This window comes from Streptomyces sp. NPDC005302 (assembly GCF_040607345.1).
Classification (GTDB): Bacteria; Actinomycetota; Actinomycetes; order Streptomycetales; family Streptomycetaceae; genus Streptomyces.
In genome coordinates this window covers 90,718-116,427 of the sequence record NZ_JBEXGN010000022.1, presented here as the reverse complement: position 1 = coordinate 116,427, position 25,710 = coordinate 90,718, and the positions used below count along the sequence as shown (strand labels likewise).

Annotated in this window: 27 protein-coding genes; 17 read left to right on the top strand and 10 right to left on the bottom strand. The window is 71.5% G+C overall.

The window, feature by feature from the left end:
* Nucleotide 1 precedes the first annotated feature (1 nt).
* Together ABZT74_RS27985 and ABZT74_RS27980 are read left to right on the top strand one after the other, a co-directional pair.
* Nucleotides 2–1,012, top strand: coding sequence for an EamA family transporter (locus ABZT74_RS27985; RefSeq protein ID WP_356167611.1), 1,011 nt, complete (start codon nucleotides 2–4; stop codon nucleotides 1,010–1,012).
* A gap of 203 nt (nucleotides 1,013–1,215) precedes the next feature.
* Nucleotides 1,216–2,193: an EamA family transporter gene (locus ABZT74_RS27980; protein ID WP_355867327.1), complete on the top strand. Its 978-nt coding sequence runs from the start codon at nucleotides 1,216–1,218 to the stop codon at nucleotides 2,191–2,193.
* Nucleotides 2,194–2,275: 82 nt separating this feature from the next.
* Here ABZT74_RS27980 and ABZT74_RS27975 read toward each other — a convergent pair whose 3' ends face one another.
* Complete coding sequence (locus ABZT74_RS27975) at nucleotides 2,276–2,962, bottom strand: pyridoxamine 5'-phosphate oxidase family protein (protein ID WP_356167614.1); 687 nt, start codon at nucleotides 2,960–2,962, stop codon at nucleotides 2,276–2,278.
* A 35-nt stretch (nucleotides 2,963–2,997) separates the two neighbouring features.
* Here ABZT74_RS27975 and ABZT74_RS27970 point away from each other — a divergent pair, with 35 nt between their 5' ends.
* A complete protein-coding gene (locus tag ABZT74_RS27970) occupies nucleotides 2,998–4,329 on the top strand; it encodes an aminotransferase class I/II-fold pyridoxal phosphate-dependent enzyme (RefSeq protein WP_356167617.1) in 1,332 nt (443 codons plus the stop codon).
* Between the two features lie 85 nt (nucleotides 4,330–4,414).
* Here the strand turns inward: ABZT74_RS27970 and ABZT74_RS27965 are convergent, their stop codons facing one another.
* Complete coding sequence (locus ABZT74_RS27965) at nucleotides 4,415–5,350, bottom strand: DMT family transporter (RefSeq protein WP_355867319.1); 936 nt, start codon at nucleotides 5,348–5,350, stop codon at nucleotides 4,415–4,417.
* 75 nt (nucleotides 5,351–5,425) lie between these two features.
* Here ABZT74_RS27965 and ABZT74_RS27960 point away from each other — a divergent pair, with 75 nt between their 5' ends.
* Nucleotides 5,426–6,328, top strand: a complete 903-nt coding sequence (locus tag ABZT74_RS27960) for a LysR family transcriptional regulator (protein WP_355867316.1) — start codon at nucleotides 5,426–5,428, stop codon at nucleotides 6,326–6,328.
* A gap of 22 nt (nucleotides 6,329–6,350) precedes the next feature.
* Here ABZT74_RS27960 and ABZT74_RS27955 read toward each other — a convergent pair whose 3' ends face one another.
* Nucleotides 6,351–6,818 (bottom strand): pyridoxamine 5'-phosphate oxidase family protein, encoded by a 468-nt coding sequence (locus tag ABZT74_RS27955; protein ID WP_355867314.1) that lies wholly within the window; start codon nucleotides 6,816–6,818, stop codon nucleotides 6,351–6,353.
* 145 nt (nucleotides 6,819–6,963) lie between these two features.
* Between ABZT74_RS27955 and ABZT74_RS27950 the strand changes: the two genes are divergently transcribed.
* The gene (locus ABZT74_RS27950) at nucleotides 6,964–7,602 is read left to right on the top strand and encodes a cysteine hydrolase (RefSeq protein WP_355867311.1); all 639 of its coding nucleotides are present in this window, start codon (nucleotides 6,964–6,966) and stop codon (nucleotides 7,600–7,602) included.
* Nucleotides 7,603–7,614: 12 nt separating this feature from the next.
* Here the strand turns inward: ABZT74_RS27950 and ABZT74_RS27945 are convergent, their stop codons facing one another.
* Nucleotides 7,615–8,085, bottom strand: coding sequence for a Rieske (2Fe-2S) protein (locus tag ABZT74_RS27945; protein WP_355867308.1), 471 nt, complete (start codon nucleotides 8,083–8,085; stop codon nucleotides 7,615–7,617).
* A gap of 210 nt (nucleotides 8,086–8,295) precedes the next feature.
* On the opposite strand from ABZT74_RS27945, the gene ABZT74_RS27940 reads away from it, so the two are divergent.
* From ABZT74_RS27940 to ABZT74_RS27905, 8 genes are all read left to right on the top strand, one after another.
* The gene (locus ABZT74_RS27940) at nucleotides 8,296–9,069 is read left to right on the top strand and encodes a HipA family kinase (protein ID WP_356439075.1); all 774 of its coding nucleotides are present in this window, start codon (nucleotides 8,296–8,298) and stop codon (nucleotides 9,067–9,069) included.
* Nucleotides 9,066–9,449 (top strand): DUF3037 domain-containing protein, encoded by a 384-nt coding sequence (locus ABZT74_RS27935; RefSeq protein ID WP_355867303.1) that lies wholly within the window; start codon nucleotides 9,066–9,068, stop codon nucleotides 9,447–9,449. The genes ABZT74_RS27940 and ABZT74_RS27935 overlap by 4 nt, the downstream gene beginning before the upstream one ends.
* A gap of 203 nt (nucleotides 9,450–9,652) precedes the next feature.
* On the top strand, nucleotides 9,653–10,414 hold the full coding sequence (gene fabG / locus ABZT74_RS27930) for a 3-oxoacyl-ACP reductase FabG (protein ID WP_081223210.1): 762 nt from the start codon (nucleotides 9,653–9,655) through the stop codon (nucleotides 10,412–10,414).
* Between the two features lie 17 nt (nucleotides 10,415–10,431).
* Nucleotides 10,432–11,193, top strand: a complete 762-nt coding sequence (locus ABZT74_RS27925) for an SDR family oxidoreductase (RefSeq protein ID WP_356167621.1) — start codon at nucleotides 10,432–10,434, stop codon at nucleotides 11,191–11,193.
* A 271-nt stretch (nucleotides 11,194–11,464) separates the two neighbouring features.
* Nucleotides 11,465–13,045 (top strand): ABC transporter substrate-binding protein, encoded by a 1,581-nt coding sequence (locus ABZT74_RS27920; protein WP_356439072.1) that lies wholly within the window; start codon nucleotides 11,465–11,467, stop codon nucleotides 13,043–13,045.
* A 168-nt stretch (nucleotides 13,046–13,213) separates the two neighbouring features.
* A complete protein-coding gene (gene ung / locus ABZT74_RS27915; RefSeq protein ID WP_356439069.1) occupies nucleotides 13,214–13,897 on the top strand; it encodes a uracil-DNA glycosylase in 684 nt (227 codons plus the stop codon).
* Nucleotides 13,898–14,032: 135 nt separating this feature from the next.
* Complete coding sequence (locus ABZT74_RS27910; RefSeq protein ID WP_356167625.1) at nucleotides 14,033–14,590, top strand: hypothetical protein; 558 nt, start codon at nucleotides 14,033–14,035, stop codon at nucleotides 14,588–14,590.
* 939 nt (nucleotides 14,591–15,529) lie between these two features.
* Entirely contained in the window at nucleotides 15,530–16,441 is a 912-nt protein-coding gene (locus ABZT74_RS27905; RefSeq protein ID WP_356439066.1) for a Gfo/Idh/MocA family oxidoreductase, read from the top strand.
* Here the strand turns inward: ABZT74_RS27905 and lnt are convergent.
* Both lnt and ABZT74_RS27895 read right to left on the bottom strand, forming a co-directional pair.
* Complete coding sequence (lnt, locus tag ABZT74_RS27900; RefSeq protein ID WP_356439063.1) at nucleotides 16,359–17,945, bottom strand: apolipoprotein N-acyltransferase; 1,587 nt, start codon at nucleotides 17,943–17,945, stop codon at nucleotides 16,359–16,361. The two genes, ABZT74_RS27905 and lnt, sit on opposite strands and share 83 nt — an antisense overlap.
* A gap of 246 nt (nucleotides 17,946–18,191) precedes the next feature.
* Complete coding sequence (locus ABZT74_RS27895; protein WP_356439060.1) at nucleotides 18,192–18,677, bottom strand: nuclear transport factor 2 family protein; 486 nt, start codon at nucleotides 18,675–18,677, stop codon at nucleotides 18,192–18,194.
* Between the two features lie 250 nt (nucleotides 18,678–18,927).
* Here ABZT74_RS27895 and ABZT74_RS27890 point away from each other — a divergent pair, with 250 nt between their 5' ends.
* Nucleotides 18,928–19,668 (top strand): glucose 1-dehydrogenase, encoded by a 741-nt coding sequence (locus tag ABZT74_RS27890; protein ID WP_356439056.1) that lies wholly within the window; start codon nucleotides 18,928–18,930, stop codon nucleotides 19,666–19,668.
* A 36-nt stretch (nucleotides 19,669–19,704) separates the two neighbouring features.
* Here ABZT74_RS27890 and ABZT74_RS27885 read toward each other — a convergent pair whose 3' ends face one another.
* A complete protein-coding gene (locus ABZT74_RS27885; RefSeq protein ID WP_355867276.1) occupies nucleotides 19,705–19,884 on the bottom strand; it encodes a hypothetical protein in 180 nt (59 codons plus the stop codon).
* A 314-nt stretch (nucleotides 19,885–20,198) separates the two neighbouring features.
* On the opposite strand from ABZT74_RS27885, the gene ABZT74_RS27880 reads away from it, so the two are divergent.
* A complete protein-coding gene (locus tag ABZT74_RS27880) occupies nucleotides 20,199–20,996 on the top strand; it encodes a hypothetical protein (protein WP_356439053.1) in 798 nt (265 codons plus the stop codon).
* 51 nt (nucleotides 20,997–21,047) lie between these two features.
* Here ABZT74_RS27880 and ABZT74_RS27875 read toward each other — a convergent pair whose 3' ends face one another.
* Nucleotides 21,048–21,923 (bottom strand): undecaprenyl-diphosphate phosphatase, encoded by an 876-nt coding sequence (locus ABZT74_RS27875; protein ID WP_356167643.1) that lies wholly within the window; start codon nucleotides 21,921–21,923, stop codon nucleotides 21,048–21,050.
* A 183-nt stretch (nucleotides 21,924–22,106) separates the two neighbouring features.
* Entirely contained in the window at nucleotides 22,107–22,568 is a 462-nt protein-coding gene (locus ABZT74_RS27870) for a helix-turn-helix domain-containing protein (RefSeq protein ID WP_356439050.1), read from the bottom strand.
* A gap of 188 nt (nucleotides 22,569–22,756) precedes the next feature.
* On the opposite strand from ABZT74_RS27870, the gene ABZT74_RS27865 reads away from it, so the two are divergent.
* Nucleotides 22,757–23,932: a thiolase family protein gene (locus ABZT74_RS27865; RefSeq protein WP_356439047.1), complete on the top strand. Its 1,176-nt coding sequence runs from the start codon at nucleotides 22,757–22,759 to the stop codon at nucleotides 23,930–23,932.
* Here ABZT74_RS27865 and ABZT74_RS27860 read toward each other — a convergent pair.
* On the bottom strand, nucleotides 23,929–24,753 hold the full coding sequence (locus ABZT74_RS27860) for a VTT domain-containing protein (protein ID WP_356439044.1): 825 nt from the start codon (nucleotides 24,751–24,753) through the stop codon (nucleotides 23,929–23,931). The genes ABZT74_RS27865 and ABZT74_RS27860 overlap by 4 nt on opposite strands.
* Nucleotides 24,754–24,802: 49 nt before the next feature.
* Between ABZT74_RS27860 and ABZT74_RS27855 the strand changes: the two genes are divergently transcribed.
* Nucleotides 24,803–25,537, top strand: coding sequence for a DNA alkylation repair protein (locus ABZT74_RS27855; RefSeq protein ID WP_356439041.1), 735 nt, complete (start codon nucleotides 24,803–24,805; stop codon nucleotides 25,535–25,537).
* Nucleotides 25,538–25,710: the final 173 nt, after the last annotated feature.

The following is a 25,710-nucleotide window of genomic DNA, read 5'->3' as shown; positions in this document are numbered from 1 at the left end:
TGTGGCCGTGCATACGTCTCAGGGGAGTCAGGGCAGCCGTGGCAGAGGGCTCGGCCTTGGACTCGCGCTCGTGTCGGCGGTCGCCTTCGGCGGATCGGGTGTCGCGGCCAAGCCGCTGATCGAGGCGGGGCTCGACCCGCTCCACGTCGTGTGGCTCAGGGTCGCGGGCGCCGCGCTGATCATGCTGCCGTGGGCCGTCCGGCACCGGGCGCTGGTGACGCGGCGCCCCGCGCTCCTCGCCGGGTTCGGACTGCTCGGCGTGGCCGGTGTCCAGGCCTGCTACTTCGCCGCCATCTCCCGCATCCCCGTCGGCGTCGCCCTGCTCGTGGAGTACCTCGCTCCGGCGCTGGTCCTCGGCTGGGTGCGTTTCGTTCAGCGCAGGCCCGTCACACGTGCCGCCGCGCTCGGTGTCGTCCTCGCCGCCGGCGGACTCGCCTGCGTGGTCGAGGTGTGGTCGGGGCTGAGCTTCGACCTTCTCGGGCTCCTGCTCGCGCTCGGTGCCGCCTGCTGCCAGGTCGGCTACTTCGTCCTGTCCGACCAGGGCGGCGACGCCGGGGATGCGGCACCCGACCCGCTCGGTGTCATCGCGTACGGGCTGCTCGTCGGCACGGTCGTGCTGACCGCCGTCGCCCGCCCGTGGACCATGGACTGGTCCGTCCTCGGCGGCAGCGCGGACATGAACGGCACGTCCGTCCTCGCCTCGCTGCTCCTCGGCTGGATCGTGCTGATCGCCACCGTCGTCGCCTACGCCACCGGGGTGCTCTCGGTGCGCAGGCTCTCCCCGCAGGTCGCGGGAGTGGTCGCCTGTCTCGAAGCGGTGATCGCCACCGTTCTGGCCTGGGTGCTGCTCGGCGAGCACCTCTCGCTTCCCCAGATCATCGGCGGAGCGGTCGTGCTGCTCGGCGCGTTCATCGCACAGTCGTCGGCTCCCGCGAAGCCCTCCGACGGGCCGGTGGCCGGCGGGCAGGGAGACGTCGAAAGGGAGTTGTCGGCCCGCGGAACCGCCGTCTAGGCTACGGATCATGCCAGTGACGCTCGTTCTTCCGCCTCCGGCCGCCTGAGGCGGGCGTACCGGAGACCCGCCCGGCCCCGTGCCGGGCGGAACGGCGCTGCCCGCAGAAGAAGTCCGAGGACCTTTCCGTACGTCCCCGCCGTCAAGGCGGGACGGCGACGTGGTCCCTTCCCGAACCTTCTGCGGATCTGCGGAGAGAACACGTGTCGAACGCGAACACTTCTTCCGGCCTGCCCATCGGGCGAGGCCTGCTCTATCTGATCGTCGCCGGTGCCGCCTGGGGCACTGCGGGCGCGGCCGCGTCACTGGTCTACCGGGCCGGCGACATGGGACCGGTGGCCCTCTCTTTCTGGCGCTGCGCGGGCGGACTCGCCCTGCTCCTCGCCGTGCGGGTGCGGCCGGGGCGCCGCCCGGTCCGCACTGTCGTCCGGGAGCCCCTCGGCGGCCGGGCACTGCGCATCGGTCTCACGGGGATCGGTCTCGCGGTCTTCCAGACCGCCTACTTCGCCGCTGTCGAGGCGACCGGCCTCGCGGTGGCGACCGTCGTCACGCTGGGCGCGGGGCCGGTGCTCATCGCTCTCGGCGCCCGGCTGACCATGGGGGAGCGGCTCGGACGCGGCGGGAGCGCCGCCGTCGTCGGGGCACTCGCCGGGCTCGGGGTGCTGGTCCTGGGCGGTGACGGCGCGACGGTGAGGCCCTGGGGTGTCGTGCTCGCGCTGCTCTCCGCGGCCGGATACTCCACGATGACGCTGCTCACCCGGTGGTGGGGACGCGACGGCCGCGCCGACGGGTCCGGCACGACCGTGGGGGCGTTCGCCGTCACCGCCGTCTGCCTGCTGCCGTTCGCGCTCGCGGAGGGGCTGACGCCGCACACCGCGCACCCGGTCGAGGTGCTGGCCCTGCTCGCGTACATCGCCGCGGTTCCCACGGCGCTCGCGTACGCCCTCTTCTTCGCGGGTGCCGCTGTCGTCCGCTCGGCGACGGTGTCGGTGATCATGCTGCTGGAACCCGTCAGCGCGGCGGTGCTGGCCGTCTGCTTCCTCGGCGAGCGGCTCACCCTGCCGACCGTCGCCGGCACCCTGCTCATGCTCGGCTCGGTCGGGGGACTCGCGGTGGCGGAGGCGCGCGCCGCGGGCGCCGGCCGCCGTTCGGCGGCTGACCGGGAGGCGGCGCTGGTGTGAGGACGGCGTGGGTGCGGGCCGGTCGGCTCGCACCCACTCGCCCGTCTTACGGAAAGTGTGTTCCGCCGGGCCCGGAGATCCGTCAGGCGGTCAGGTAGTCCGGCAGCTCGATACCCGGAGCCAGGTCGTCCGCCGGGACCGGGGTGCCGTGCCCCTTGGTCAGCGGAACGACGCCGGTCCAGTACGGAAGACCGAGGTCCTCCTCGTCGTCGTTCGGGCCGCCGGTACGCAGCTTCGCGGAGACCTCGTTCAGGTCGAGGCTGATCACGGCGGTGGCCGCCAGTTCCTTGGCGTTGGCGGGCCGGGAGTCGGCCGAGCGCCCGGCGACGACGTGGTCGACCAGTGCGTCCAGCGCCCGGCGCTTCTCCTCGGGGTCCGTCACCTGGTGAGCGATGCCGTGCACCACCACGGAGCGGTAGTTCATCGAGTGGTGGAAGGCCGAGCGGGCGAGGACGAGTCCGTCCACGTGCGTCACGGTGAGGCACACGGCGAGGCCGGGATCGGCCTGGCCGGTCATCCGCAGGGGGCGTGACCCGGTGGAGCCGTGGACGTAGAGACGCTCACCGGCCCGTGCATACAGCGTCGGCAGCACGACCGGAGCGCCGTCGCGGACGAAGCCGAGGTGGCAGACGTATCCCTCGTCGAGTATCGCGTGCACCAGCTCGTGGTCGTACGCGGCGCGCTCCTTGGAGCGGGTGGGGACGGTGCGGTCGGTCGGGGTGTAGGCAGCGGACTGCGTCGTCCTCGGCTGGGTGCTCGTCTCCGGCATTGCCTTCTCCATTGCACTAGTGCATAATCTGGTTTGTGCTAGGAGAGTATCGGATCGAGGGGCGTCGCGCAGCCGACATCGCTGCCAGTGTCGAGCGCGCGGTGGGGTCGGGAGAGCTGGAGCCGGGCCAACTGCTGCCGCCGATGCGGGAGTTGGCCGAGCGGCTCGGAGTCAATCCGAACACGGTCGCGGCCGCCTATCGCACGCTGCGGGAACGCGGGGTGATCGAGACCGCGGGCCGGCGGGGCAGCCGGGTGCGGTCGAAGCCGGTCACCACGGGGCGGGAGTACCTCCGGGTCGAAGTCCCCGAGGGGGTGCGGGACCTCGCCAGCGGCAACCCCGACCGGGCCCTGCTGCCCGGCCTCGCCGAGGCCTTCGCGGTGGCGGGCCGGGAGTCCGACCGTCACCCCGTGCGGTACGGGGAGGACGCCGTGGAGCCGGAGTTGGAGCGCATCGCCCGCGCCGACCTCGATGCTGACGGAGTGCCCGAGGGGCCCGTGGTGGTCACCTCCGGATCGCTCGACGCCATCGAGAGGGTCCTGGCGGCGCACCTCAAGCCGGGCGACGCGGTGGCCGTCGAGGACCCCGGCTGGGGCAGTGTGTTCGACCTCGCTCCGGTGCTCGGGCTGCGTACGGTCGGGGTCGGTGTCGACGACGAGGGTCCGGTGCCCGACGACGTGAGGCGTGCGCTGGCCGGCGGGGCGCGGGCCCTGATCGTCACCGACCGGGCGCAGAACCCCACCGGCGCCGCGGTGAGCGCCGCACGCGCGCGTGCCCTGCGCTCCGTGCTCGCCGAGTACCCCGAGACCCTGCTCGTCGAGGACGACCACGGTCACCGGATCGTCGACGTGCCCCTGCATCCGCTCGCCGGGGTCACGCGCCACTGGGCGTTCGTGCGCTCCGCCGCGAAGGCCTACGGCCCCGACCTGCGGCTCGCCGTGCTCACCGGGGACGCCGTCACCGTCGACCGCGTGCACGGAAGGCAGCGGCTCGGCCCGGGCTGGGTGAGCCGTCTGCTGCAGAAGGCCGTGGTCCATCTGTGGACCTCCGGCGCCGTCGACGTGGCCGCCGTGTCGGACGCCTACGGGCGGCGACGCGACGCGCTGATCCGCGCCCTGAAGACGCGCGGCGTCGCGGCGTACGGGCGGAGCGGCATGAACGTCTGGATCCCGGTCCCGGACGAGACCGGAGCCGTCGCCCGGCTGCTGCACGCCGGGTGGGCGGTCGCCCCCGGCGCCCGGTTCCGGATGAGCGCGCCGCCGGGCATCCGGATCACCGTGTCGACGCTCGGGCCCGACGACATGGAGCCGCTCGCGGACGCCGTCGCCTCGGCCGTGCATCCCGGCCCCGCGCGCCGTTACGTCTGAGATGTGCGGGACATGGACGGCGTGCGCCGTCGTCGTGTCCGAGGGCGGCGCCTGACGCGTGACCGGACGGTGGCTGCCCCGCGTCTCAGCGGCGCGCCTTCGCCTGGGTGAGGGCCGCGCCCGCCAGGACGATCACCGCGCCGACCGGGGTCGACCAGGTCAGCGACTCGCCGAGGATGGCGACGCCGGCGGCGGTGGCGATGACGGGGATGAAGTAGGTGACCATCTGGGCCGTCGTCGGACCGACCTCGGCGACGATGCCGTACTGGAGGAAGATCGCGAGGCCGGTCCCGAGTGCGCCCAGAGCGACGATCGCGAGCAGCGGAACCACCGGGAACCGGCTCGGCAATGTGGTGAACAGCGGTGTGACGACGGCGAGTTGCACCGTCGCCAGCAGCAACTGGGCGCCGGTCATCGACAGGTGCGAGGCGCCGGTGCCGGCCAGCGTGCGGCGGACGTAGATCCAGCCGACCGGATAGCTGAGCGAGGCGAGCAGCGCCATCGCCGTGCCCGTGGCGTCGAGACCGTGGAAGCCCTGCCAGACGCCGAGGACCGTCAGGACACCGAGGAACCCGATACCGAGTCCGGCGACCCTGCGCCGGGTGGGCCGGTCCTCGGAGAGGGCGACCAGCGAGAGGGCCATGCCCCACAGCGGCGAGGTCGCGTTGCAGATGCCCGCGAGCGTGGACGGGATGGTCAGCTCGGAATAGGCGAAGAGGGAGAACGGCAGCGCGTTCAGCAGCAGCGCCGCGACCGCGAGGTGACCCCACGTGCGCGCCCCGCGCGGCAGCCGTTCCCGCTTCAGCGCCATCGCGGCCACGAGCACCGCCGTCCCGAACAGCAGCCGGCCGAAGGTGACCTGGAAGGGCGCGTACCCCTCCGTCCCGACCTTGATCAGCAGAAAGCTGAAGCCCCAGATCAGGGACAGGACGCCGAACCGGATCCGCCAGTCCAAAGCGGTACGGGAGCGGGCCGGGGCGCCGGTCGGCGCGGTGGTGCGGGGCGTGGCGACGGTGGTCATGGGGCCAACGATGGGGTACCGCGAGGTCGTAGCACAAGCGAGAAGTTTCGAGCGGTATCTCGTAGCATCGCTTACATGTTGAATCTGGAACGCCTGCGCACCCTCGACGCCTTCGCGCGGCACGGCTCGGTGAGCGCGGCGGCCGAGGGCCTGCATGTGACGACATCGGCCGTCTCGCAGCAGATGTCCAAACTGGAGCGCGAGGTGGGCCAGCAATTGCTGGCCAAGAACGGCCGGGGGGTGCGCCTCACCGACGCGGGACGGCTGCTCGCCGAGCACGCGGCGCGCATCCTGTCCCAGGTCGAGCTGGCGCGGTCGGACCTGGAGGCGCACCGTGGGCAGGTGGTGGGCGAGCTGAGACTGTCGGCGTTCCCGACCGCCGCGCGCGGGCTGTTCCCGGCCGCGCTCTCCGCACTGCGGGCCGACCACCCGGGACTGCGGGTGCGCTCCAGCGAGTTGGAGCCCGAGGCCGGGGTCGCGGGAGTGGTCCGCGGCGACCTCGACCTGGCCGTCGTGCTCGACTGGCACAACAAGCCGATGCCGCTGCCCGACGGCCTGGTGAAGGCGTCGATCCTCGACGACCCCGCCGACGTCGCGATGCCGGCCGGGCACCGGCTCGCGGGCCGGGACGAGGTGGACCTCGGGGAGTTCGCGGACGACGAGTGGATCACCTGGAACGAGGGCGAGTTCTGCCACGAGTGGCTGATGTTCACCTTGCGCTCCAAGGGCGTCGAACCGCACGTCGGACACCGTGCCGCGGAGACGCACACCCAGCTCGGACTGGTCGCCGCCGGACTCGGCGTGTGCGTGGCCCCGCTCCTCGGGCGTCATCCGATGCCCGAGGGGGTCGTCACGGTCCCGGTGCGCCAGCGGGTGCGCCGGCACGTCTACGTGGTCTGGCGGGCCGACGCCGACCGCAGGCCCTCGATCAGGGCGGCGGTCGACGCCCTGCGCAGAGCGGGAGAGGCGGTCAAGTGAGTTGTCCGGAGCCGTGGTTCGGCTACATCGGGGGCAGCTTGCGGAAGTCCCAGGAGGCGATGGCGTCCGGCGTCAGCCGCATCCACGCGTGCCGCCCGTCGTGCGGCATCTCCTCCAGGCCGAAGTTCTTCCGGGCGAACAGGGTCTCCGGGACGTCGAGTTCGGCGCACAGCTCCCCGGTGCGCGGGAACTCGCCCACGAACTCGACGGTGCCGGACAGCTCGACGCCGCGCAACTCCCCGTACTCCTCACCGGAGTCGACCACCACGGCGACGCGCGGGTCGTTGCGCAGCTGCACCCAGCGCTTGCTGCGCACCACCGAGTAGAGCCACAGAGAGGCGCCGTCCCAGGTGAACCAGAGCGCGCTGACGTGCGGGACGCCGTCCTTCGACACGGACGCGACGCGGCAGGTGCGCTGGGTGGTGAGGAACTCGTCCAGTTCACCGGGAGTCATCATGATCTTCCGGCCTCGGCGCTGAGTGACGGCCATGCGGTCCCCTCGTCCTGTGTCTGTCGGCCCCGTTCCCTGTGGGCCGGGGTTTCTGACGTTCCGTCAGAAAAGCATGAGGTGTCTTCCGTCCTCACGCAATGGTCGTTACGCTCGCCCGCCCCGACCCACGACGACAAGGAGAGTCATGCCGTCGTCCGAGCACCTCAGCGAACTCCTCGATCCGGCCGGCACGGTACTGCTCACCATCGAGTGCCAACAGGGTGTCGTGGGCCAGGACAGCGCGCTACCCGAACTCGCCAAGGAGGCACGCTCCTCCGGAGTGCTGGCCAGAGTCGCCCGGCTGGTCGAAGCGGCGCACGAGAGCGGCGTGCAGGTCGTGCACGCGGTGGCCGAGCGGCGCCCGGACGGCCGCGGCGCGAACCGCAACGCCCGGCTCTTCCGCGCCGCCGAACGCCTGCCCGTACAGCAGTTGACCGGCACCACGGCGGTGCGGGTCGCGCCGCCCATCGTGGTCGCCGAGGAGGACTTCGTCGTCCGCCGGCTGCACGGACTCTCCCCGATCGCGGGCACCGACGTCGATCCGCTGCTGCGCAATCTGGGCTGCCGCACCCTCGTCGTGACCGGCGTGTCCGCCAACATCGCCGTCCCGAATGCCGTGTTCGACGCCGTGAACCGCGGCTACACCGTCGTCGTGCCGGCGGACGCCATCGCGGGGGTGCCCGCCGAGTACACCCCCGCGATGATCCGGAACACCCTCGCGCTGGTCGCCACCATCACGACGACCGACGACGTGCTCGCCTGCCTGAAGGGGCCCCGGCGGTGACGCCCCGGACGGTCACGCGAGTTTGATCGAGTCTCCCTCGACGGTGATGGTCGCGGCGGCCAGGGCACTGGTCGCGGGCCCCTTCTTCACGCTGCCGTCGGTTGCCGAGAACTGGCTGCCGTGGCAGGGGCAGGTGATCACGCCGTTCGCGATGCCCTTGACCGCACAGCCCTGGTGGGTGCACTTGGACGAGAAGGCCTTGAAGGTGCCGGCCGCCGGCTGGGTCACCACGACTCCCTGGTCGGCGAAGACCTTGCCGCCGCCCTCCGGGATATCGCCGGTCTTCGCCAGCTCCGTGCCGCCGCCGGCCCCGCTGCCCGAACTCTTGCTGCCGCCCCCGCCGTCGCCCGGGGCCACACTGTCGGAGGCCTTGTCGTCCGCACCGCACGCGGTCAGCGCCACGGCGAGTCCCGCCGCGCCGACCGCCGCCACGACGGTGCGCCGTGCCGGTCCCGGCACGGGGTGAAGCGATTCGCTGGTCATGCTGACGTTCCCTTCGACGGACATGAGATGGATCTGATCAGAAGTACGGTCGGGCCGTCCGCCCTGTTCAGGGCATGAGGACTTCTTGACCGGATCGACAGCGAGTCGACAGGAGGGCCACCGCGACGGGGGTCCCCGACCGCGAAACCGGTTCGGGCGAGGCCCGCGGGCTGCGTCGGCCGGGCGTGAACGCCCCAGTAGCCTGGGGCGATGCTCAAGGAAGTCAACGCCACCCGCTACATCACGCCGTTGCGTGAGGGCGGCTCGCTGCCGGGACTCGTCGAGGCCGACGACCTCGGGACGTACGTCATGAAGTTCACCGGCGCGGGCCAGGGGCGCAAGACGCTCGTCGCGGAGGTCGTCTGCGGTGAGCTGGCGCGCCGGCTCGGACTGCGGGTGCCCGGACTCGTGACGATCGGCCTCGACCCGGTCCTCGGCCTCGGCGAACCCGACCAGGAGGTCCAGGAACTGCTGAAGTCGAGCGGCGGCCCGAACCTCGGGATGGACTTCCTCTCCCGCGCTCTCGGCTTCGACCCGCTGGCCTTCGAGGCCGGCCCCGAGGAGGCCGGCCGGATCGTCTGGTTCGACGCCCTGGTCAACAACGTCGACCGGTCCTGGCGCAACCCCAACCTGCTGATGTGGCAGGGCGAACTGTGGCTCATCGACCACGGTGCCACGATGATCTGGCACCACCACTGGCCCGGCGCGGAGGCATCCGCCGCCAAACCCTACGACATCGCCGACCACGCGCTCGCGCCCTTCCGCCCGGACATCGCGGCAGCGGCCGCCGAGCTGGCCCCGCTGATCACCGAGGACCTGCTCGCCGAGGTCACCGCCGAGATCCCCGATGCCTGGCTGGCGGACGAACCCGGATTCGAGTCGGCCGAGGCGCTGCGCCGCGCGTACGCGCGACCACTGCTGGCACGGGCCGGCGTCATCCACCGGCGGATCAAGGGCGTCGACGGCATCGAGGGGGACAAGTGAGCGAGCGGGACGTCTTCGAGTACGCGCTGCTGCGGGTGGTGCCGCGCGTCGAACGCGGGGAGTGCTTCAACGCGGGCGTGCTGGTGTACTGCCGCGCCCGGACCTTCGTGGCGGCCCGCACCCATCTGGACGAGGGCAAGCTGCTCGCTCTCGACCCGGGCGCCGACGTGGCGGGCGTGCGAGCCGCGCTACGCGCCGTCGAAGGGGTCTGCGCCGGAGGGAAAGCCGCCGGTCAGGCGGCCGGCGACGACGCCGGGCGGCGCTTTCGCTGGCTGATCGCACCCCGCTCGACGGTCGTCCAGCCGGGCCCCGTGCACACCGGCCTGACCGCCGATCCGCAGGCCGAGACCGAGCGGTTGCTCCAGCTGCTGGTCAGGTAATGGATCACATGCGCGCGGTGTGCCGTTGACACCGGGTGCCAGGGCTTCTAGCGTCACGTCTGCTGAAGGTACTAAGCGGTCGCTCACCGGACGGGCGTACCGTGTGAGCCGCAGGTCCTTCGGGCTTCCGAAGGCGCCGCAAGGTTGTCGAGACAGCTTGGCCGGGCTTGGGCCGGCTTTTCCAAGGGCGAGGAGAACCAGCAATGTCCACCACTGAGCAGCGCGTCGCCGTAGTCACCGGTGCCGCGCGCGGCATCGGCGCCGCGACCGCCGTACGTCTGGCCGCCGAGGGCCGCGCCGTCGCGGTGATCGACCTCGACGAGGCCGCGTGCAAGGACACCGTGGAGAAGATCACCGCCGCCGGCGGCAAGGCCCTCGCGGTCGGCTGCGACGTCTCCGACGAGGCCCAGGTCGAGGCCGCCGTCGCCCGCATCGCCGAGGAGCTCGGCGCGCCGACCATCCTGGTGAACAACGCGGGTGTCCTGCGCGACAACCTGCTGTTCAAGATGAGCGCGACCGACTGGGACACCGTCATGAACGTGCACCTGCGCGGTGCCTTCCTGATGGCGAAGGCCGTCCAGAAGTACATGGTGGAGGCCAAGTTCGGCCGGATCGTGAACCTGTCGTCCTCGTCGGCGCTGGGCAACCGCGGCCAGGCCAACTACTCCACGGCCAAGGCCGGACTCCAGGGCTTCACCAAGACGCTCGCCATCGAGCTCGGCAAGTTCGGTGTCACCGCGAACGCCGTCGCGCCCGGCTTCATCGTCACCGACATGACCGCCGCCACCGCCGCCCGCGTCGGCATGGACTTCGACGACTTCCAGGCCGCCGCCGCCACGCAGATCCCCGTGCAGCGCGTCGGCAACCCCGACGACATCGCCAACAGCATCGCGTTCTTCACCGGCGAAGCCGCCGGATTCGTCTCCGGCCAGGTGCTGTACGTGGCCGGCGGACCGCTCAACTGAGGCCGGGGGAATCCGACATGACCACTCTTCCCGAACTCTCGGGCAAGGTCGCGCTCATCACGGGCGCGAGCCGCGGCATCGGCTACGGCGTCGCGGAGGCCCTGGTCGCCCGCGGCGACCGGGTCTGCATCACGGGCCGCAACGAGGACGCCCTCAAGGAGGCCGTCGAGGCACTCGGCGCCGAGCGTGTCATCGGTGTCGCCGGAAAGGCGCACGACGAGGCCCACCAGGCCGTCGCCGTGGAACGCGCCATGGAGGCCTTCGGACGCGTCGACTACCTGGTCAACAACGCCGGTACGAACCCGGTGTTCGGCCCGATCGCCGAGCTGGACCTCAACGTGGCGCGCAAGGTCTTCGAGACCAACGTCGTCTCCGCGCTCGGCTTCGCCCAGCAGACCTGGAAGGCCTGGCAGAGCGAGAACGGCGGCGCGATCGTCAACATCGCCTCCGTCGCCGGCCTCGCGCCCTCCCCGTTCATCGGGGCGTACGGCATCAGCAAGGCCGCGATGATCAACCTGACCGTGCAGCTGGCGCACGAGTTCGCGCCGAAGGTACGCGTCAACGCGATCGCGCCCGCCGTCGTGAAGACGAAGTTTGCGGCCGCACTGTACGAGGGCCGTGAGGCGGAGGCCGCCGCGGCCTACCCGCTCAACCGGCTCGGCGTGCCCACCGACATCGGCGGGGCCGCCGCGTTCCTCACCTCGCAGCAGTCGGACTGGGTCACCGGTCAGACGCTCGTGGTCGACGGCGGTCTGTTCCTGAACGCCGGCGTCGCCTGAGACACGGTCGGGGAATGCTCCCCGAGCCAAGGGCCGGTGGCCTCCCGCACGCGGGAGGCCACCGGCCCTTGTTTTGTGGGCGGTCGACGACGCGAGTGCCCGCGTCGGACGACGCGGAGTCCGATATCCGGAGCGCCGGACGGTTCACAGGATCCTGACAACGTAGTCACAAACGTGCTGATCAAGTGCCCTGCCGCGAAGACGGTTCCGGCGGCGGGACGCTGCGGTATGGTCTGCCGACCCTTGGTACGGCAGATCGAGGAGCGTGCGCGTGTTCAACCGGAACAGATGCCTGAGACAGCTGGCTGCGATCACGTCCATAACCCTGGTGGCCGGATGTGGCGTCTTCTCCTCGGGCTCGTCCGACGACAAGGGGCCGATCGTGGTGGGTACCACGAGCGCCCCGAGCACGCTGGACCCGGCCGCCTCCTGGGACGGGTCCTGGGAGCTGTTCCGCAACATCTACCAGACCCTGCTGGGCTACCCGAACGGCTCGGTCAGCCCCCAGCCGGACGTGGCGGAGAAGTGCGCGTTCACAGACGGAACCAACCGCACCTACCGCTGTGAACTGCGGCCGGACCTGACGTTCTCCGACGGCGACCCGCTCGACGCACGGGCGGTCAAGTACTCCATCGACCGGATCAGGAAGATCAACGTCCGGGGCGGCCCCGCGGGCCTGCTCGGCAGCCTCGATCGGGTCCAGGTGCTCGGCGAGCGCGAGGTCGTCTTCCACCTCAACCAGCCGGACGCCACCTTCCCGTTCGTACTGGCCACTCCGGCGATGTCGATCGTCGACCCCGAGGAGTACCCGGCGGGCTCCCTGCACAAGGGCGACGAGGTCTTCGGCTCCGGTCCCTACAGCCTGGACTCCTACGAGGAGGGCATGCAGGCCGTACTCGTCAGGAACAGCCACTACGAGGGCTTCGCCAAGCGCCGGAACGACGCGGTGACCATCCGCTACTTCCCGGACTCGGCCCAGATGGTGGGGGCCCTGAAGGACCGGAAGATCGACCTCACCTACCGCGGGCTCGCCGCCTCCGACATCGTCGACCTGCAGGACGGAGGCACCGACAAAGACCTCCAGCTCGTCGAGGGCGCGGGCACCGAGATCAGCTACCTGGTCTTCAACCCGAAGGACCCCTGGGCGGGGAAGGCCGCCGTCCGCAAGGCGATCGCGCAGATCGTCGACCGGCCCGCCATCGCGCACAAGGTCTACCGGGACACCGTCGACCCCCTGTACTCGATGGTCCCGGCCGGCCTGGTCGGTCACACCACCGGCTACTTCGACGCCTACGGCAGCCCCAGCGCGTCCAAGGCCCGCAAGATCCTGCTGGACGCCGGGATCAACCGGCGCGTCCCGCTCACCCTCTGGTACACCACCGACCGCTACGGCTCCGAGACGGCTCCGGAGTTCCGCGAGCTCAAGCGACAGCTCGACAGCACCGGCCTGTTCACGGTCACGCTCAGAAGCCGCCCCTGGAAGACCTACGAGGCCGGCTACCGCGACGGCGAGTACCCGGTGTTCGGACGCGGCTGGTTCCCCGACTTCCCGGACGCCGAGAACTTCATCGCGCCCTTCGTCGGCGAACAGAACGCGCTCGGAACGCCGTACCCGGCCCCGCGCATCACCGACCACCTGCTGCCCGACTCCCGTGGCGTGACCAACCGCGCCGCCGTGGTCAAGGAGTTCGAGGAGGCCCAGCGGATCCTCGTCGACGACGCACGGCTGCTGCCCCTGTGGCAGGGCAAGCAGTACGTGGCCGCGAGCGGGGAGATCTCCGGCGGCGAGCGGGCCCTCGACCCGTCGACGATCATGACGATGTGGGAACTGGACCGGAAGACCAGTTGGTAGCGGGGCCCGGACCGGCCGCCGCGACGACCCGTGTGCGGCCGGACATCAGGACCTGCAGCCGGGTCGGGTCCTGGCCGACGGTGAGCGGCACGGGGCACGGAACCGGTTGTCAGTGGGCGACGGTAGGTTCTGTGGTCTGGAAGTGACCGCACATCGGAGGAAGTTGACGTGACCGATATCGCCATGCTGCCCGAGTCCTGGCGCGGCGTACTGGGCGAGGAGCTGCAGCAGCCCTACTTCAAGGAACTCACCGAGTTCGTCGAGGAGGAGCGTGCGAACGGCCCCGTCTACCCTCCGCGGGAGGAGGTCTTCGCCGCGCTCGACGCCACACCGTACGACCGGGTGAAGGTGCTCATCCTCGGTCAGGACCCGTACCACGGCGAGGGCCAGGGACACGGCCTGTGCTTCTCGGTCCGGCCGGGAGTGAAGACCCCGCCGTCGCTGCGGAACATCTACAAGGAGATGAAGGAGGAGCTCGGCACCCCGATCCCGGACAACGGCTATCTCATGCCGTGGGCCGAACAGGGCGTCCTGCTCCTCAACGCGGTGCTGACGGTGCGCGCCGGTGAGGCCAACTCGCACAAGGGCAAGGGCTGGGAGAAGTTCACCGACGCGGTCATCCGCGGGGTGGCCGAGCGCCCCGACCCCGCGGTCTTCGTGCTCTGGGGCAACTACGCGCAGAAGAAGCTCCCGCTCATCGACGAGACGCGGCACGTGGTGGTGAAGGGGGCGCACCCCTCGCCGCTGTCCGCGAAGAAGTGGTTCGGCTCGCGTCCGTTCACGCAGATCGACGCGGCCGTGGCCGCACAGGGCCACGACCCGATCGACTGGACCGTTCCGGACCTCGGCTGACCGTCGTCCGCCGGGGACCATCACTGGGCCAGGACCGTCACCGTCCTGGCCCAGCGGTGTACGGGGGCGCCTGAGCGGGATTGTCAGTGGCTCGGGCTAGCGTCGGCGAAGACAGTGACGAGCCTGGAGGACACGGTGGCGGAGCAACAGGAGCAGGCGGCGCCGGACGCCATGATGACCAGGATCGGACAGGCCGTCATGCTGCATCACGCCGGTGACCGCGAAGAGGCCCGCACCCGCTTCCTGGATCTGTGGGGGGAGATCGGCGAGGGCGGCGACGCCCTGCACCGCTGCACCCTGGCGCACTACATGGCCGACACCCAGGACGACCCCGCGGACGAACTCGCGTGGGACCTGCGGGCCCTGTCGGCCGCCGACGAGCTGACGGACGGCAGGGTTGCCGAGCACCACGAGTCCCTCGCCGTGCGCGCGTTCTATCCCTCGCTCCATCTGAACCTCGCGGCCGACTACGTGAAACTCGGACGTTCCGAGGCGGCGCGCAGGCATCTGACCCGGGCGCGCGGAGCGACCGGCGCGCTCACGGACGACCGGTACGGCGACGGCGTCCGGGCGGCCATCGGCCGCCTCGAACTGCGCATCCAGGACACCGGCGGCTCGGTGGACACGAACAGACCCGACCGGTTCGGTGGCCCCGGCGGCGAGACCCTGGGACCACCGAGGCAGCGTCCGTGACGCCGTGCGGGCGCGCCCCGGGCGGACGTCAGTTTCCGTAGGTTCCGGAGCAGATGACCGCCTCCGGGCTGTCCGCCTTCCAGCCCCCGTAGGCCCTTCCCAGGGCACACACGTCCGCGTTCTTCGGTACGTCGGGGGAGACACGCGGGACAGCGGCGCGAGGCTCCGAGTGGCGCGGCGCGGCAGGAGGGGCCGGGCGCGGGTGATGCGGGCGGGGACGGGCGGGTGCCGCCGGTGCGGGGGCCGGTGGCGCGGCCGCCCGCTGCCGGGGTGACGCGGCGGGCTTCGGCCTCTTCGCAGGGCCGACCCGCTCCAGGGCCTCACGGGCCGGCGCCTGCACGATCTGCGGTTCCGCCCTGCCACCGGGCGACGGCACGGCGGAACCGGACGGAGCGGTCGGCGGGCCGGAGGCGGGCGGCCGCTGGACGGTCATACAGCCGGAGAGGGCGGTGACCGCCACGGTGACCAGGAGCGTCGCGGTCGTCGTCGTTCGATGCACCCCACAACTCTGCTGACTCCGCCCGGCTTTGGGGAGCAGAGAGGCGCAGGTTGCCCCGCACGAGTGATCCTTCCGCTCCTCCGGCGGGCGCGAGGCCCGGCGAGCTGACGACGGGGGAGGACGCGAGCCGGGGGCGCGGTCCCGTCGGGCCGGATCCCTCCATCGTCGGTGCTTCCCGCCCCGGCAGGCGGAGAAGGGGTGCCGTCCGGGCTGGCCCGCGGTCGCGACGGGCGGACGCCCACGCGGCCCTCCGCGGGAAGGCGACCGCGCCGACCACGGCGGACCTGCGCTTTTCCCGTGCCGCGCGGACGGCATCGCCGACGGACGCCCGACGCGCCGGCCGTATGCTTCCGACGGAGCAGGGGCTCCGGCCCCGCCCTCGGACGGGCGCGCCGGGACAGGCGCCCGCGGACAGGCTGGGACGAACGAAGGAGATCGCTGTGAAGGTCGGCTGCATCGGACTCGGCGACATCGCGCAGAAGGCGTATCTGCCGGTGCTCGGCGTGCAGCCGGGCATCGAGCTGCACCTCCAGACGCGGAACCCCGAGACACTCACCCGGGTCGCCGACACCCTTCACCTGCCGGAGGCGCAGCGCCACACCGGCCTGGACGACCTCCTGGCGCAGGACCTCGACGCGGCGTTCGTGCACGCGGCCACGGTCGCCCACCCGGAGATCGTCACGCGCCTGCTGGAGGCGGGCGTCCCGACGTACGTCGACAAGCCGCTCGCCTACGAACTGGCCGACTCCGAGCGGCTGGTGCGGCTCGCCGAGGAACGGAACGTCAGCCTCGCCGTCGGCTTCAACCGGCGCCTGGCGCCCGGATACGCGCAGTGCGTCGAGCACCCGCGCGAGCTGATCCTCATGCAGAAGAACCGCACCGGGCTTCCCGAGGCCCCTCGGACGATGGTCCTCGACGACTTCATCCATGTCGTCGACACCCTGCGGTTCCTGGTGCCCGGCCCGGTCGACGACGTGACCGTCCGCGCCCGTACGGAGGGCGGACTGCTCCACCACATCGTGCTCCAGCTCGCCGGAGACGGTTTCACCGCGCTCGGTGTGATGAACCGGATGAGCGGCTCGAACGAGGAGATCCTGGAGGTGTCGGGCCAGGACACCAAGCGACAGGTCGTCAACCTCGCCGAGGTCGTGGACCACAAGGGACAGCCGACAGTCCGGCGGCGCGGGGACTGGGTGCCGGTGGCCCGTCAGCGGGGCATCGAGCAGGTGGTCCTGTCGTTCCTCGACGCCGTCCGTGCGGGAAAGGTGCTCAGCGCCCGGGACGCGCTGGCGACTCATGAGCTGTGCGAGCGGGTTGTCCTGGCGGTTCAGGAGCGCTCCGCCGCACTCTGAGCGCACGGGCACCCTCCGTCAGGCACAGTGCCGCCAGCACGAGCAGGGCACCGTGCACCGGCCAGTCCCCGAAGCGGACGTACGGGGTCACGCCGGTGGCCAGCGGCACCTCGTACACCGTGGCCTCGCTCGCGTCCGTGCCGAGCCAGGAGCCGATCCGCTCGCCGCTCGGGCCGTAGACCGCCGAGACTCCGGTGAGTGTGGCGTGAACCATGGGGCGGCCGGTCTCGGCGGCACGCAGCGCGGCGAGCGAGGCGTGCTGCTCCGGTGCCCAGCTGTGCTGGAAGCTCGACGTCGAGGACTGGGCGAGCAGCACCTCGGCGCCGTCCTCGGCGAGATGGCGGCTCATGTCGGGGAACGCGGACTCGAAGCAGACCATCGGGCCGATGCGCAGCCCGTGCCCGACGTCCATCACCACCTGCTCGGTGCCGCGCATCCGGTCCTCGCCGGCCGCCTTGCCGACGGAGGTGGCCCAGCCGAGCAGGGAACGCGCGGGGACGTACTCGCCGAACGGGACCAGCCGCATCTTGTCGTAGCGGTCGCCGGTCGGGCCCTGCGGACCCACCAGCACCGAACTCTTGTAGATCCCTGGCCGGTCGGAGCGGCGCGCGTCGACGTTCACCAGGATGTCGGCGCCCACCTCGCGCGACAGTGCCGCGATGCGGTTCGCCAGGTCGGGACGGCCGGCGAGGTCGAACCCGACGCTGCTCTCGCCCCAGACGACCAGGTCGGCCGCCCGGCCCGCGAGTTGCCGGGTGAGGACCTCCTCCCGGTCGAACCGCTTGTCACCACTGGCACTGCCGTCCACGACGCCGGGCTGCACGACGGCGATCCGTATGCGGCCGTCGACGTCCGGGCGCGGCGACCACACCCAGGCCGCCGAGGTCACGGCGGCCGTCGCGACCAGTCCGGCCAGGGCGGGCACCCGGGACTCGCGCACCGCGGCCAGGACGGCGATCGCGACGTTGACCGCGACGAGCAGGAAGCTGAGCAGCCACACCCCGCCGACCGAGGCCAGCCGCAGCGCGGGTTCGACCTGCCACTGACTCGAACCGAGCAGACCCCAGGGGCCGCCCAGCCCCTGCCAGGAGCGGACGAGTTCGATCGCCAGCCAGCCCGAGGGCAGGACGAGCAGGGCGGCGCCGATCCGGCCCGGTGACGGCACTCCCGCCAGGAACCGGCGGACGAGCCAGCCCCAAGGGGCCCACAGCGCGCCGAGCAGGGCCGCTATGAGGACCGTGAAGACGTGCAGGCTCGGCAGCAGCCAGTGGTGCACGGCCAGCATGAAACCGAGCCCGCCGAGCCAGCCGTCGTACGCGGCCCGCCTGCCCGTGGGCGCCGCGCGGGCCAGCAGGATCCAGGGCACCAGCGCGACGTACGCGAACCACCACCAGGACGGGGCGGGGAAGGCGAACATGGGCAGCGCGCCGGCCAGCGCCGCCACGACGTTCCGCCTCCAGGGGGAGGCGAGCCATCGGCCGAGCGGGCGATCGGGCCTCGTCACAACGTGCCTCCCTCCCCGGTGGTCCCTCCAGTGTGCGCGTCCCCGGCGATCTACGACAGGGGGCACTGAGCGCGGGGCGGGGCGCGCACCGGGGGAAGCGACCCAGGTCGTGACACCTGGCACGTTGGCGGGGAGGGAGGGCGGGGTAGTCGGGGCCGTCGGCGCGGAGGGGACCGGGGCGGGGGCCACTGGGGCAGGGCCCACCGGGGCAGGGCCCACCGGGAAGGGGCCGAGGGCCGTGGCCGGTCAGGTCGTCGCGGGGGCGTTCCGGGGTTGCGGCATCCGGCGCCACTTCTCCTCGACGACCACTTGACGCAGCCGCCAGCCGTCGTCCGTACGCAGCAGGCCGAACGCGTAGCGTCCGCCGCACACGAAGTCGGGGGCGGTGGAGGCTCTGTCCTGGCCGGCCAGCCTCATCGGGTTGATGTAGTCCGCCTGGAGCAGGGCGGTGTCGCCCGCGTTCTGGTCCAGGAGGTCGAAGCGAACGCGCCGGTTGACGATCAGGTGCTGGCGCATCGAGAACAGCTCCAGGCTGCGGGCGAGCCACTGCGCGACCTCGCCGGCGTCGCCCTCGATGCCGCCGGCTGTGCGGTAGTCGGCGCGTCCGTCCTTCGTGAACAGCCTTCGGTAGGCGTCCCAGTCGCCGTCGTCCACCGCCACCGCGTACTCGGTCACGAGTCCGTCCACGGCCAACCGGTCCATCACGGTCGCGAGTTCCACACGCTGCGTCATCGGCTCAGTGTTGGCCACCGGGCCTGCCACGCCAAGGGGGTCGGCGGGGTTATTCGGCGCCCGGCCGCACCGGGTTCCGTTTCCGCCGCGGATGTCGCGGACCGCGGAGACCGGGCGCGGATCACGGACCACGGATCACGGACCACCGACCGCGGCCGGTGGCGCGGCGTCGGAGCGGATCTGCGATCGTGGGTGATCCACTTCCGGCCGCGGACCTGGGTGACGCGGCCGGCCGCGCGAGGAGGTTGTCATGGCACGTCCTGTCACGATCGTCACGGGTGGCAGCCGGGGCATCGGGGCCGCGACCTGTGTGCGGCTCGCGGCCGACGGGCACGACGTGGCCGTCGGCTACGTCAGCGACGCCGACGCGGCCGAGCGGACCGCGTCCGCCGTTCGTGAGACCGGCGCGCGGTGCGTCACGGTGCGGGTGGACACCTCCGACGAGGCCGACGTGGAGCGGCTGTTCGGCACGTCCGAGGACCGGCTCGGACAGGTGACGGGACTCGTGAACAACGCCGGCGTGACCGGACCGCTCGGCCGTCTCGCGGACGCCGATCCATCTGACCTGCGGCGCGTGCTGGAGGTCAACGTGCTGGGAACGCTGCTGTGTTCGCGCCGCGCGGCCCGCTCGATGACGGCCCTGGGCGGTGGTGTCATCGTCAACGTGTCCTCGGCCGCGGCCACCCTCGGGAGTCCCGGCGAGTTCGTGCACTACGCGGCGAGCAAGGCGGCCGTCGACGCGCTGACCACGGGACTCGCCAAGGAACTCGGTGCCGACGGCATCCGCGTCAACGCGGTCGCGCCCGGAATGATCGACACCGAGATGCACGCGGCCATGGGCGCCCCCGACCGTGCCGAGCGCGCGGCCGCGTCGATTCCGCTGCGCCGGGCCGGCCGGGCGGAGGAGATCGCCGCCGCTGTCGCGTGGCTGATGTCAGCCGACGCGTCGTACGCGACGGGCGCGGTGCTGCGGGTGTCCGGCGGGCGCTGAGCCCGGGAGACCCACGGGTGTGCGGCGGTCGGGGCCTCAGGCCGCCTCGATGATCTCCCCGCGGATCGCCTCGGCCCACCGCACGACCAACAGCTCGTACTCCGCCCGCTCCTGAGCGGACAGGGATCCGCCCGCCCGCGTCCACAGGGCGCGGATCTGTTCGTTTAACGCGGCGGCCGAACGCACGGAACCATAGGAATCGAAGTCGGGGGACATGCGCACCAGCCTAGGGGCAAGGACTGACACTGCGCTACCGGACGGCTACGCAACCCGTATGCACTTCATCACGACGAACCGCAACAACGTCACGCCGATCGCCGAACTTCCTTTGGGGGGACGCCGGTTGACCTGGATCATCGTCGCGCGTTGACCGACTCTTGCCCGTCACCGTCACCGTCACCGTCACCGTCACCGTCACCGTCACCGTCACCGACGACGGAGGCCCGAGGGCCGAGGACCGGAGGGTGCGCGGGTGGGCTCTGCCATGCTGTCCGTCAGCTGTCTGAGGCCGTGCGTTAACCTCTCGATCCATGTCTGACCTGCCCGAACATTCCAGTGCGACCATCGACGCGATAGTCGGTCACATCGGCCGCTCGACGCTTCCCTTCCAGCGAGCCCACCGGGAGGAGCAGCACGCGACGGCCTTTTGGTTCAACGAACTCGTGGAAACGACCTCCCAAGGCGAGGTCATCCGGCAGTACCTCGTGACCGCGAGTGAGCCGGCACGAGTCGAGTTGGGCGAGTTCACGCTGCGCCCCGACCTCTGCGCGCCCATGATGAGCGCTCAGAAGCTGATGATGCTCGACTTCGCGGAGGGGTGGACTCACCTCGCCGACCTGGGAGTCGCGGTCATGCCCTCTGCCGGGCTGCACGCGCACGGCGCCCGCAAGGGATGGCACTGGACGACCGACGAGATCACCGACGGCATCGCGGCCACGGAAGAGGACCTCGCGGGCCTCGGTGAGTCGCCGGTCCCGGCCTATCTGCTGGGACACGTCAACGACGGGGACGGTTCCCGAGAACAGGCTGTCGTGCTCGGCCGGATCGCTCGCTCCGGCGACGGCGGCATCCGGTGGATGGGAGACCTGCCGCAAGGGTGCGTGGGCGCACCGGTGTTCATCGGCGCGCCCCTCGGCGAGGACAGTTTCAAGCTCGTCTGCGTCGGTGTGATGCTTCCCGCCGACGGCCATCACGCCATTGCCCCCTTCGACCGCATCCGCGCCGCCTTGAGGACCTTCCCACCGGACGGCGCGTCAGCTCCCGAGCGGGTCGGATCCGGTCCTCGGACAGCCGGGCGGAAGCGGCGCTGGTGGCAGCGGCGCAGGTGACGTCGCACGGCATCGCCGGGCTTGGACCACAGCCGACCCAGCCGCCCGGGATCAGCCCGCCGACTCCGCCGCGTGGGGGCTCAGGGTGCCCATCGTGACCAGGGCGATGATGACGATGCCGAGGGCGATCCGGTACCAGACGAAGGGCATGAAGCTCTTGTGCGAGATGAACTTCATGAACCAGGCGATGACCGCGTAGCCGACGGCGAAGGCGATGACCGTCGCGAACATCGTGGGGCCCCAGGCCACATGGCCCTCCGCCGCCGCGTCCTTCAGCTCGAAGGTGCCGGAGGCCAGGACGGCCGGCATGGCGAGGAGGAAGGAGTAACGGGCCGCCGCCGCACGGGTGTAGCCCATGAACAGGCCGCCGCTGATCGTCGCGCCCGAGCGGGAGACACCGGGGATCAGGGCCATCGCCTGGCAGAGGCCGTAGATCAGGCCGTCCTTGGTGTTCAGGTCCTCAAGTGCCTTGCGCTGCTTGGCCGCCCGGTGCCGGCCGCCCGTCTCGTCGCGAGCGGCGAGCCGGTCGGCGACGCCTATGACGATGCCCACCACGATCAACATGGTCGCGGTGACCCGCAGATCACGGAACGGCCCCTCGATCTGGTCCTTGAGGGTGATGCCGAGCACCCCGATCGGGATCGAGCCGACGATCACCAGCCAGCCCATCTGGGCGTCGTGGTCGCTGCGCATCGCCTTGTCGGTGAGTGAGCGGAACCACGCCGACAGAATGCGTCCCACGTCCTTGCGGAAGTAGATCAGCACGGCCGCCTCGGTGCCCAGTTGCGTGATCGCCGTGAAGGCCGCACCGGGGTCCTCCCAGCCCGCGAACGCGGCGGTGAGCCGCAGATGCGCGCTGGAGGAGACGGGAAGGAATTCGGTCAGCCCCTGGACGAGTCCGAGGATGAGGGATTCAAACCAAGACATGAAGTTACGTGGTCCAAGCGCTGATCGAGGGAGGGCGACGGGCACGCCGTATCGCGGTGCGAGGTGATCACGGGTGTTGAGGGCAGCGTAGCGTCCGTGCCCGACCGTCCCGCCACAGGGGTTTCACCGGCCCCCCACGTCCCGCTCGCCGGTGAGGGCGGTCCGCGAACTGCGGTCCGCGAACTACGCCACCACCGGCCCTGTCACCGTCCACCCCGGGCTCTGGGGGTGAGCCGTCACCGTGTCGTGCTCGACCTGGCGGCCGCACTCCCGGCAGACCACCTGGGGGACCAGTTCGTGACCGCAGGTGTGCTCCAGCACCATGGGCCGCGCGCCGCTCTCCTGGAGATGCCGGTCGCCCCACGCCATGAGGGTCAGCAGGACAGGCTGCAGCTCCAGCCCGGCGGCCGTCGCCCGGTACTCGTAACGCCTGGGCCGCTCGCTGTACTGCACCTTCTCCAGGACGCCCACGTCGACGAGGCGCTTCAGCCGCGTGGTCAGCACGTCCCGCGGGGCGCCGGTGTTGCGGACGAGCTGGTCGAAGCGGGTGGCGCCGAGCGACACCTCGCGCATGACCAGCAGGGAGTACTTCTCGCCGACGAGGGCGAGGGTGGCGGCGATGGAACAGGGGCGCGCGTCCTTCATGGCCACAGTCTACGGGGAGGGTTGGATGTTCCAACTCACTCGGTTACTCTAGGGTCACTTAGTAGGTTGGGAAATCAAACGCACTCACTCGGGACGCGTCGCCGGCGCACCCCACACGGTGCGCCGAGCGGGAAAGCCGGACCCGCTCGGACACCCCGCCCCGACCTCGGAGACCTGAGAGGCATCCCATGCGTGACGCCGTGATCGTCGAAGCCGTACGCACCCCCGTGGGCAAGGGCAGGCCGAACGGCTCGCTCGCCCATGTCCACCCCGTCGAGCTCCTCGCCCACACCCTCCGCACGCTGGTCGAGCGCACCGGGATCGACCCGGCGCTGATCGACGACGTCGTCGGCGGCACCGTCGACCAGGTCGGCGAGCAGGCCATGAACACCACCCGGTACGCCGGGCTCTCCGCGGGCTTCCCGGAGAGCGTGCCCGCGACCACCGTGGACCGTCAGTGCGGGTCGTCCCAGCAGGCCGTCCACTTCGCCGCCCAGGGCGTCATGGCAGGGGCGTACGACATCGTCGTGGCCTGCGGGGTCGAGTCGATGAGCCGGGTTCCGATGTGGTCGAACGTGCCCGCGGGCAAGGACCCGTTCGGGCCCGGGGTGGCCGAGCGCTATCCCGAGGGACTGGTGCCCCAGGGCATCAGCGCCGAACTCATCGCCGCCAAGTGGGGCATCACCCGCGAGCGCATGGACGCCTACGCCGTCGGCTCGCACCGCAAGGCGGCCAAAGCGTGGGACAGCGGTCTCTTCGACGCCGAGGTCGCACCTCTGGACGGCGTCACCCGTGACGAGAGCGTCCGGCCGGGCAGCACACCCGAGACGCTCGCCGGCCTGAAGCCCGCCTACTACGACGCCGGGTTCGGCGACCGTTTCCCGCAGATCGACTGGTCGGTCACGGCGGGCAACGCGAGCCCGATCAACGACGGCGCCTCGGCCGTGCTCATCATGTCCGGCGAGACCGCCGAGCGCCTCGGCCTGCGGCCCCTCGCCCGGCTGCACAGCTTCGCCGTCACCGGCTCCGATCCGCTGCTCATGCTCACCGGCGTCATCCCGGCCACCGAGAAGGTGCTGCGCAGGGCGGGCCTCGACCTCGGCGACATCGACCTCTTCGAGGTGAACGAGGCCTTCGCGGCGGTCGTCCTCGCCTGGCAGCAGGAGACGGGCGCCGACCTGTCCAAGGTCAACGTGAACGGCGGAGCGATCGCCATAGGCCACCCGCTCGGCGCGAGCGGCACCCGGCTCACCACGACCCTCGTCCACGCGATGCGCGCCCGCGGAGCCCGCTACGCGCTGCAGACGATGTGCGAGGCGGGCGGCCTGGCCAACGCGATGATCCTGGAAGCCGTCCGGCCCTAGGACGCCGTCCCGCGCAGGTGGTGGCGCTTGCGCCAGGCCACCACCCCGCCGACCAGGGCCGGAACCGCGATGAATCCCATCGCGATGAGGAAGGCCGGAGACGTCGGACTCGACGCGCGGGCGCCGGCGACCGCGTACGCGGCGGTGTTCGGGATCGAGCCGAGCGCCGTCGCGAGCAGGAAGGGCAGCCAGCCCATGCGGGAGACGGCGGCGCAGTAGTTGGCGGCCCAGAAGGGCACCCCCGGGAAGAGCCGGGCCACCATCATCGAGCGGAACCCGTGCCTGCTGAGCTGTCCGTCCGCCGCCTTCAGCCAGCGGGCCCGCAGCAGCGGGCGCAGCGCGTCCTGCCCGAGCATCCGGCCCAGCCCGAAGGCGACACCCGCGCCGAGCACGGTGCCCGCCAGAGCCGTACCGAGGCCCAGCTGCGAACCGAACAGGGCGCCGCCCGCCAGGTTGAGCAGTGGGCGGGGCACGAACGCGACCGTGCACAGTCCGTACGCGACGGCGAACGCGAGGGCGGCCGCCGCGCCGCCGAGCTGGGGCGGCCAGCCGTCCGCGAGCAGGCGCTGCGGTTCGAAGAGCAGCACGCTCGACGCGGCGCCGGCGAGCAGGACGAGGAGCAGGGACAGGCGTGACCAGGGAGAGAGGAGCACTCTCAGACACCGGGCGGCCGGGCCGGTACGTGCGGTGGCGAGGGCGGCGGGCGCGGCGCCGACGAGCTCGGCGGCGACGGCCAGGTCGGTGGTGACGCCGAGCTTGCCTGCGGTGGCCTGGGGAGTGGCCGTGGCGGTGCCCCCAGAGCGGTTGGTGGCATCGAGCATCCGGTGACACTAACCGACGGATGTGTGTGATCGCCGTATGGTTCGTCTCATGGGCGTCACAGCTTCCGGAACGTCAGATGCTCCGTTCGAGGTGCCGAACAGCACGCTCGCGGACACCCTGATGGAACGGCTCACGGTCGTCTATCCGTCGGCCGCGGATCCGGAGCGTGCCGCGTCGACGGGCGCGTACATGAAGGACATCGCCCCCTTCCTCGGGCTGACCACACCCGGGCGCCGTGCCCTCTCGCGGACCGTGCTCCTGGACACCCCTCGCCCCGAGGAGAGGGACTGCACCGCGCTCGCGCTGCGCTGCTGGGAGCTGCCCGAACGCGAATACCAGTACTTCGCCGTCGACTACCTGCGCCGCCATGTGACGCGCCTGTCCTCGGACTTCCTGCCGGTGACCCGGCACCTCGTCGCCACCGTGTCCTGGTGGGACACGGTCGACGCGCTCGCCGCGCACGTCGTGGGCGGGCTCGTGGCCGCCGACCCCGCGCTGCGGTCCGAGATGGACGCCTGGATCGAGGACGACGACCTGTGGGTCGCCCGGACGGCGCTGCTCCACCAACTTCGTCGCAAGGGAGCCACCGACGTGGAGCGGCTGTTCGCGTACTGCGTCCGCCGGTCCGGGGACACGGACTTCTTCATCCGCAAGGCGATCGGGTGGTGTCTGCGCGAGTACGCGAAGACGGACCCGCGGGCGGTACGGGACTTCGTGGCCGCGGAGCGCGGGAGGCTCGCCCCGCTCTCCGTGCGCGAAGCCCTCAAGAACGTCGGCCCCTGACGCTCGGGCGGCCTTCTCCTGAACCCCCGCCTCCTCAAGTCCCGTTCACGCCCCGGAGCCCGGAGCCCGCTGAAGGCGGACGGAAAACCATTCGACGTGCGACGACGCGTGGGTGAGTATCTCCTCATGTTCCGGTACGCCTTCCTCTTCGCAGCAGCCGCAGTCGCGGATGC

Excerpts from the sequence above, each read along its gene's own strand:
- ABZT74_RS27875 (WP_356167643.1), bottom strand. The coding sequence starts at position 21,923 with ATGTCTTGGTTTGAATCCCTCATCCTCGGACTCGTCCAGGGGCTGACC.
- ABZT74_RS27885 (WP_355867276.1), bottom strand. The coding sequence starts at position 19,884 with ATGTCCCCCGACTTCGATTCCTATGGTTCCGTGCGTTCGGCCGCCGCG.
- ABZT74_RS27965 (WP_355867319.1), bottom strand. The coding sequence starts at position 5,350 with ATGACCACCGTCGCCACGCCCCGCACCACCGCGCCGACCGGCGCCCCG.
- ABZT74_RS27940 (WP_356439075.1), top strand. The coding sequence starts at position 8,296 with ATGCTCAAGGAAGTCAACGCCACCCGCTACATCACGCCGTTGCGTGAG.
- fabG (WP_081223210.1), top strand. The coding sequence starts at position 9,653 with ATGTCCACCACTGAGCAGCGCGTCGCCGTAGTCACCGGTGCCGCGCGC.
- ABZT74_RS27950 (WP_355867311.1), top strand. The coding sequence starts at position 6,964 with ATGCCGTCGTCCGAGCACCTCAGCGAACTCCTCGATCCGGCCGGCACG.
- ABZT74_RS27880 (WP_356439053.1), top strand. The coding sequence starts at position 20,199 with ATGTCTGACCTGCCCGAACATTCCAGTGCGACCATCGACGCGATAGTC.
- ABZT74_RS27955 (WP_355867314.1), bottom strand. The coding sequence starts at position 6,818 with ATGGCCGTCACTCAGCGCCGAGGCCGGAAGATCATGATGACTCCCGGT.
- ABZT74_RS27925 (WP_356167621.1), top strand. The coding sequence starts at position 10,432 with ATGACCACTCTTCCCGAACTCTCGGGCAAGGTCGCGCTCATCACGGGC.
- ABZT74_RS27945 (WP_355867308.1), bottom strand. The coding sequence starts at position 8,085 with ATGACCAGCGAATCGCTTCACCCCGTGCCGGGACCGGCACGGCGCACC.
- ABZT74_RS27975 (WP_356167614.1), bottom strand. The coding sequence starts at position 2,962 with ATGCCGGAGACGAGCACCCAGCCGAGGACGACGCAGTCCGCTGCCTAC.
- ABZT74_RS27860 (WP_356439044.1), bottom strand. The coding sequence starts at position 24,753 with ATGCTCGATGCCACCAACCGCTCTGGGGGCACCGCCACGGCCACTCCC.
- ABZT74_RS27890 (WP_356439056.1), top strand. The coding sequence starts at position 18,928 with ATGGCACGTCCTGTCACGATCGTCACGGGTGGCAGCCGGGGCATCGGG.
- ABZT74_RS27895 (WP_356439060.1), bottom strand. The coding sequence starts at position 18,677 with ATGACGCAGCGTGTGGAACTCGCGACCGTGATGGACCGGTTGGCCGTG.
- ABZT74_RS27865 (WP_356439047.1), top strand. The coding sequence starts at position 22,757 with ATGCGTGACGCCGTGATCGTCGAAGCCGTACGCACCCCCGTGGGCAAG.
- ABZT74_RS27960 (WP_355867316.1), top strand. The coding sequence starts at position 5,426 with ATGTTGAATCTGGAACGCCTGCGCACCCTCGACGCCTTCGCGCGGCAC.
- ABZT74_RS27855 (WP_356439041.1), top strand. The coding sequence starts at position 24,803 with ATGGGCGTCACAGCTTCCGGAACGTCAGATGCTCCGTTCGAGGTGCCG.
- ABZT74_RS27870 (WP_356439050.1), bottom strand. The coding sequence starts at position 22,568 with ATGAAGGACGCGCGCCCCTGTTCCATCGCCGCCACCCTCGCCCTCGTC.